Origin of the sequence: uncultured Sphingomonas sp. (genome assembly GCF_937859915.1) — a bacterium.
Taxonomy (GTDB): Bacteria; Pseudomonadota; Alphaproteobacteria; order Sphingomonadales; family Sphingomonadaceae; genus Solisphingomonas.
The window spans coordinates 1-6,995 of the sequence record NZ_CALMAW010000025.1; the positions used below are offsets into that span (position 1 = coordinate 1).

Below are 6,995 nucleotides of genomic sequence, written 5' to 3' on the forward strand. Positions count from 1 at the left end.
CATTTCCACAACAGCCGCGGCACCGGCCTTGCCAACTGCATGGCGGCGCTCGAGGCCGGCTGCACCTGGTTCGACAGCGCCTTCGGCGGGGTGGGCGGGCATCCGGCGCAGATGACGCGGATGGAAGGTCGCGATCGCCGGCACCATGCCGCGGTCGTGGTTAACGGTTCGTAACCCGCCGCGCTGAGCCAGCGCCGCGGGTCCGAGCAGGCCGTGCGCGACGCCGTCGCCGAACAGGATCAGCGCCTTGGGTGCCGCGAGCGCGATATGCCGCCGCATCAGCGTCGCGAGCGCTTCGCCTTGTCTCGGCTCGAGCCGGCCGGCGGCCCGCGCGGGCGAGAAGGGCGCCAGATAGATGCGCGCGCGGTCGACGCCCATCGCGGCCAGCATCGCGTCGAACAGCTTCGCGGTCTCGCCCGCGAACAGATGGCCGGCCTCGGCATCGCCGGGATCGGGCATGTCCGCCACGATCATCAGGTCGGCGGCGGGATCGCCCGACGGCGCGACGCGCAGCCGCGGCGGGGCGGGCGAGGGGGCATAGTCGCCCGTCGCCAGCAGCGCATGCAAGGCGTCGAGTGTATCGGGCAGCGCGGTGGCGACCAGCGATGCCGGACCATCCGGAGCGGCGGGCGCGATCGGCTGTGCGGGCGGCGGCGGCGGCGCGAGCCAGTCGCGCACCGCTTCGTCGGCGAGCATGTCGACGCCTGCGTCGGCCCACCAGCCGAGCGCACTCGCGATCACATCACGATGCCGGTATTGGCCCCCATATAGCACGGGCCTGCCATGCCGTGAGGTTGACCTTCGGGTCAATCTCGGGGCACCGGCTTATGGGCAAGACGTTGTAGGAATACGCCGATCCGCCGGATCGGCCGCGCGCCGCCCAGGCCGCGAGAGAGGGAATGACATGTCGGATCGCGAATCGATGGAATATGACGTCGTCATCGTGGGCGCCGGGCCCGCGGGTCTGGCGGCGGCGATCCGTCTCAAACAGCGCGCCGAGGCCGATGGTCGCGAGCTGTCGGTGTGCGTGCTGGAGAAGGGGTCCGAGGTCGGCGCGCACATCCTGTCGGGCGCGGTGATCGATCCGATCGCGCTCGACGAGCTGCTCCCCAATTGGAAGGAGCTCGACAGCCCGCTGACCGTGCCGGTGATCGAGAATCACCATTGGGTGCTCGGTGCGGCCAGCAAGTTCGAGATGCCGCATTTCGCGATGCCGGCGTTCATGAACAACAAGGGCACCTATACGGCGAGCCTCGGCAATGTCTGCCGCTGGCTGGCGGGGCAGGCCGAGGCGCTGGGCGTCGAGATTTTCCCGGGCTTCGCGGCGGCGGAAATCCTGTTCGACGACGACGGCGCAGTGAAGGGCGTCGCCACCGGCGACCTCGGCATCGCGCGCGACGGCACGCACAAGGGTGACTATCAGCCCGGCATGGAGCTGCTCGGCAAATACACCTTCTTCGCCGAGGGCGCGCGCGGGCACCTCACCAAGGAACTCAAGCGGCTGTTCGAGCTCGAGCGCGACTGCGACCCGCAGGTCTATGGGCTGGGCATCAAGGAATTGTGGGACGTCGAGCCTGGCAAGCATGTCGCCGGCCGCGTCATCCACACCCAAGGCTGGCCGCTCGACGACGCCTGGGGTGGCGGGTTCATCTATCATCAGGCCAACAACCAGGTCGCGATCGGCTTCGTCGTCGCGCTCGACTACAAGAACCCCTGGCTGTCCCCGTTCGAGGAATTCCAGCGCTGGAAGCAGCATCCGTCGATCCGGCCGCTGCTCGAGGGCGGCAGGCGCGTCTCTTACGGCGCGCGCGTGATCAACGAGGGCGGCTGGCAGTCGGTGCCGCGGCTCGTCTTCCCGGGCGGGGCGCTGATCGGCTGCTCGGCGGGCTTCGTCAACGTGCCGCGGATCAAGGGTACCCATACCGCGATGAAGAGCGGCATGCTCGCCGCCGAGGCCGCCTATGACGCGATCGTCGCCGATCGCTCGGGCGACGAGCTGGCGACCTATCCCGAGACGCTCAATGCCAGCTGGATCGCCAAGGAGCTCAAGCTCGTCCGCAACGCCGAGCCCGCCGTTGCCAAATTCGGCGGCACCGTCGGCACGATGGTCGCGGGCGCGGACATGTGGATGCGCAATCTCGGCATCGGGCTGCCGATCACGATGCGCCACAAGCATGCCGACAATGCGTCGACGTGGCGCGCCAACATGCGCGAGCCGATCGTCTATCCCAAGCCCGACAATGTCGTCAGCTTCGATCGACTCTCCTCGGTGTTCATTTCGGGGGTCAACCATGAGGAGGACCAGCCCGTCCACCTGACGCTCAAGGACACGGCGGTCCCGATCGAGGTCAACCTCAAGCTCTACGAGAGCCCCGAGCAGCGCTACTGCCCGGCCGGGGTCTACGAGATCGTCGGGCGCGAGGAGCAGGAACCGCGGCTGCAGATCAACGCGCAGAATTGCGTCCACTGCAAGACCTGCGACATCAAGGACATGACCCAGAACATCAATTGGGTGGTGCCCGAGGGCGGCGGCGGGCCGAATTACCCGAACATGTGAGTGTCTTCGGGCGGCGTCATCACCTCGTCGCCCCGGCCTTGAGCCGGGGTCCCACTTCCGTCTTCGGATGCAGCAGAGGCAGCGTCACCCGGGGCGAGCCCGGGATGATGCGCGAGGTCGGTGCCCACGGCTTGCCATGGCGCACGCGATGCGAGAGAGAAGCAGTCAGGGGCCCCGCCATTCCACCGAGCATGACCACATGAGCTTTTCCCGCCCCGTCCTCCTCGCCACGATCGCGGCCATGGCCGCCATGCCCGCCGCCGCCGAGCGCCCCCACCGCACCGCCGTCGGCGATCCGCAGAGCGCCTATGTCCGCGCCCGCGCCGCCGACGATCTCGGCCAGCTCGACGTCGCCGCCGCCGATTTCGCCGCTGCCGCGCAGGACAATCCGGGCAATGCGATGCTCGCGCTGCGCGCCTATCGCCAAGCGGTGATCGCCGGCGACATGGTGCTTGCGAGCAAGGCGGCCCACGGGCTCGACGCGTCGGGCTCGCTGCCGCCCGACGGCACGCTGCTGCTGCTCTCCGAGGCGGTCACCGCGCACGACTGGAAGCGCGCGGGCGGGCTCGTCGACCGGATCGAGCGCGAAAAGCTGTTCGGTTTCCTGGCGCCCGTGATGCGCGGCTGGATCGCCTTCGGATCGCGCAGCGGGGATCCGCTCGCACCGATCCTGGCGGTGACCCCGGGTAGTCTCGCCGCCGGCTACGCCGCCGAGCATCGCGGGCTGCTGCTGATCGCTTTGGGCAAGGAGACCGCCGGCGTCGCCGCACTCGACGCCCTGCCGCATCCCGATACCGCGCGCGCCGCCCGCCTCGCGATCGCCGCCGCCGCGACGCTCGACCGCCATCATGAGCATGACGCCGCGCTGGCGATGCTGGTCGGCGAGGCGCCTTCGGTCCACGCCGCGCGCGTGCTGCTCGCCAACCGGCGCAAGCTGCCAGGCGCGATCGACACGCCGGCCGCCGGGATCGGCGAGCTGTTCGTGCGCGTCGCCGCCGACATCAACAAGGAGCAGTCGGCGCCGCTCGCGCTCGATTTCGCGCGGCTCGGCACGATGCTCGCGCCCGACGACAGCGAGACCTGGCTGGTCACCGCCACGCTGCTCGGGCTCGGCAGTGCAAATCAGGCGGGGCTCGACGCGCTGTCGCATATCGCCCCCGACGATCCGTTCGCCAGCTCGTCGCGCGATCTGCGGCTGACGCTGCTGGTGCGCACTGGCCGGACCGATCAGGCGCTCGCCGAGGCCCGCGCCGCGACCGCCGGGCCGGACGTGACGATGGGCGACTGGGCGCGGCTGGGCGACCTGCTCGCCAACGGCAAGCAGCCGGCCGAGGCCGCGCACGCCTATGAGAGCGCGCTGGCGCTGTCGGGCGGCGACAAGGCCCAGCCCGAGGTCGCCTGGCCGCTGCTGCTGCAGGAGGCGAGCGCGTTGCTCGACGCGGGCGACTGGCCGACCGCCAAGGCCAAGGCGATGCGCGCGCTGGCATTGTCGCCGCAGGAGCCGTCGATCCTCAACTTTCTCGGCTATTCGCAGATCGAACATGGCGACGACGTCGCCGGCGGCACCGCGCTGATCGCGCAGGCGAGCAAGCTCGCCCCCGACGATCCCGCGATCACCGACTCGCTCGGCTGGTCCTGGTATCTGCGCGGCGACGTCGGCCGCGCGATCCCGCTGCTCGAGCGTGCCGCCAAGGCGGCGCCCGCCGAGAGCGACATCAACGAGCATCTCGGCGACGCCTATTGGAAGGCGCAGCGCCGGCTCGACGCGCGCTATGCCTGGCGCGCCGCGCTGGTCGTCGCCGACGGCGCGCAGGCGATGCGGATCAAGGCCAAGATCGACAACGGGCCGTCGGCGACGCCGTGACTGCTCATCCTGTGCGAGAGACCGCCGCCGAGACCGCCTACGCCAAGATCAACCTCGCGCTGCATGTCCGCCGGCGGATGCCCGATGGCTATCATGATCTTGAGACGCTGTTCGCCTTCTGCGCCGACGGCGACGAACTGACCGCGGCGCCCGCGGACGATCTGTCGCTGACCATCGTCGGGCCGTTCGGCGAGGGGTTGTCGGCGGGCCCCGACAATCTCGTGCTGCGCGCGGCCGAGTCGTTGCGGGCGGCGGCGGGGACGGCCGCGGGCGCGGCGATCCGGCTCGACAAGCGGCTGCCGGTCGCCTCGGGCATCGGCGGCGGCTCGGCGGATGCGGCGGCGGCGCTGCGGCTGCTGGTGCGGCTGTGGGATGTCGCGGTGGCCGACGAGACGCTGCACGGCATCGCCGCGACGTTGGGTGCCGATGTGCCGGCCTGCATGGTGTCGCAAACCTGTCGCGGCGAAGGGCGGGGCGATCGGCTCGATCTGCTCGACGCGCGGGCGCTGACAGGCATGCCGTTGCTGCTCGTCAATCCGCGTGTCGCCGTGCCGACCGGGCCGGTGTTCCAGCGCTGGGACCAGATCGATCGCGGGCCGCTCGCGTCGGGGGATCCGCTCGCTGCGGCGCTGAATGGACGAAACGATCTCGAGCCGCCGGCGCGCGCACTGCAGCCGGCGATCGCGTGCGTGGTCGAGGCGCTGTCGGCGATGCCAGGTCTGCGGCTGGCACGGATGTCGGGCTCGGGCGCGACCTGTTTCGCGCTGTTCGCGGATGCGGCGGCGCGCGACGCCGCGGATGCGGCGATCGCGGCGGCGCATCCGCACTGGTGGCGGCTGGCGACGCGGTTGCTTTAGGGCCGCTCGGTTCTTTTCGACCGGACTGCCCCCCTTATCGGCTTTCGCGCGAAGGCGGGGCGCCAAAGGCGCCGCGGTCGACCATCGGGGCACCATCGTAGATGGATTCCAGGTCGGGCTGACGAAGGCAAGCCCGTCGGGCGACGCCGCTAGCCCAGCTCGGCCTCGACCATCGCGAAGGGTCGCGGCCCGGGATCGAGCACCGCGGCATGGAATGCCTTTTCGTCGAAGCGCTTGGCCGCGCGGGCGGCGTCGCGCACCCCGAGCAGGCGGTGCAGCCCGAGCGTCGCGCTCGCCGCCTCGCCGGGCAGCGCGATGATGCGGTCGATCGCGGCGGTCTGCACGGCACCGGTCATGTCGTTCATCTCGGCCTCGGCCTGCGCGCGCGGCCAGCGTTGCGCGTGGATGCCGATGTCGACGACCAGCCGCGCCGCACGCAGCAGTTCGTCAGACAGTCGTGCGACGTCCCCCCAGGGGTCGCGTGCGAACAGCCCCTGTTCGGCGGCAAGGCGTTCGCCATAGCAGGCCCAGCCCTCGACGAATGCCGGCCACGCCGCCATCCGCACCAGCGTCGGCCGCGCGACGCTCGCGCGGCTCGCCTGGAGATGCTGCCCCGGGAGCCCGAGATGATAGGCGATCGCGGCGACGCCGGGGGTCGGCAAGGCATGGACCGAGCGGGCGTCGAGCCACAGCGCGGCACCGCGGCTGCCGTCGATCGCGGCGGGCAGATAGAGCGAACCGCCAAGCGCGCTGGCGCCCCCATCGGGCAGCGCCGCGACCGTCAGCGGGGCGGGGCCCGCGGCGTCGGGCACGATATGCACGAGGGTGGCGCGTGCCGCCTCGATCCGCGCCTGCGCCAGTTGCAGCAAGGCGGCGCGGCCGCCCTCGTCGTCGCTCTCGACGAATTCGGGGTGCGCCGCAAAGGCCGCGCCGATCCGCTCGGCGAGCGACCCCTTGCGCAGACCGCGCAGCGCCAGCCGCTTGTCGAGCAGTGCTGCGATCCGCGCGACCTCGGCGCGGCCCAGCGCCTGCGCGTCGACGAGACTCATCGCCGTGTCGCCCGCGCGCGCGACGTTGGCGGCATGCAGCACCTCGCCGCCTGGCTGCACCCACAGACCGATCTCCGGCCGCCCCTGCCGGGTGAGCGTCGCCACCGTGTCGCGCAGCAGCGCCATCGCGGGCTGGACGTGGCGCGCGAGCGTGTCCGCCGCGCGCTTGGTCGCCTGCGCGCGGACGATCGGATCGGTCGCCAGCGCCGCGAGGCGCGCGTCGAGCGCGAGCACCAGCGGATGCCGCGCCGCAGGCGTGGTCACGAACGCGTCCATCTGCGGCAGCGCGGCGCGGCTCGTCACCGCGGGCGGCACGCAACCCATGGCCGCATCCGCGCGCAGGCTCTGTGCGACCCCGAGCAGCGCGGGCGCATAGGCCTCGAGCCGGAGCTGCCAGGCTTCGACGGCGGCCGGCGTCGCGACGTCCTGGATCAGCCGCAGCGACGTCGGCGTCGAGAGATGGGGCCCGGCGAAGGCGGTGACCAGATAAGGGCGGTGGGTGCCGCCGAACGGCCCGTTGCGGCCGTAGCGGACGTCGGTGGTGCTCGTCGCCCGATCGAGCTGCGCGCGCAGCACCCGCTCGCTGGTGTCGCACCCTTCTTCGGGCAGCAGCGCGCGCAGCCCGGTCATCGCGCGATCGAGCGTGGCGCGACCAGTCGGTGCGGCGC

General features: G+C 71.5%; 5 protein-coding genes. 3 read left to right on the top strand and 2 right to left on the bottom strand.

Annotation, left to right across the window (positions count from 1 at the left end):
• Positions 1-741, bottom strand: a 741-nt coding sequence (locus tag Q0326_RS18040) for a uracil-DNA glycosylase family protein (RefSeq protein WP_363303646.1), incomplete at its 3' end; no start/stop codon positions are given.
• 163 nt (positions 742-904) lie between these two features.
• On the opposite strand from Q0326_RS18040, the gene Q0326_RS04000 reads away from it, so the two are divergent.
• The 3 genes from Q0326_RS04000 to Q0326_RS04010 all read left to right on the top strand — a co-directional run bounded on the left by Q0326_RS04000 (position 905) and on the right by Q0326_RS04010 (position 5,278).
• Positions 905-2,557, top strand: coding sequence for an electron transfer flavoprotein-ubiquinone oxidoreductase (locus Q0326_RS04000; RefSeq protein WP_298687363.1), 1,653 nt, complete (start codon positions 905-907; stop codon positions 2,555-2,557).
• Between the two features lie 199 nt (positions 2,558-2,756).
• Positions 2,757-4,421 (top strand): tetratricopeptide repeat protein, encoded by a 1,665-nt coding sequence (locus tag Q0326_RS04005; protein WP_298687365.1) that lies wholly within the window; start codon positions 2,757-2,759, stop codon positions 4,419-4,421.
• Positions 4,418-5,278, top strand: a complete 861-nt coding sequence (locus Q0326_RS04010; RefSeq protein WP_298687367.1) for a 4-(cytidine 5'-diphospho)-2-C-methyl-D-erythritol kinase — start codon at positions 4,418-4,420, stop codon at positions 5,276-5,278. Before Q0326_RS04005 ends, Q0326_RS04010 begins: the two co-directional genes overlap by 4 nt.
• A 149-nt stretch (positions 5,279-5,427) precedes the next feature.
• Here the strand turns inward: Q0326_RS04010 and Q0326_RS04015 are convergent.
• Positions 5,428-6,995, bottom strand: a 1,568-nt coding sequence (locus tag Q0326_RS04015) for a DUF885 domain-containing protein (RefSeq protein WP_298687369.1), incomplete at its 5' end; no start/stop codon positions are given.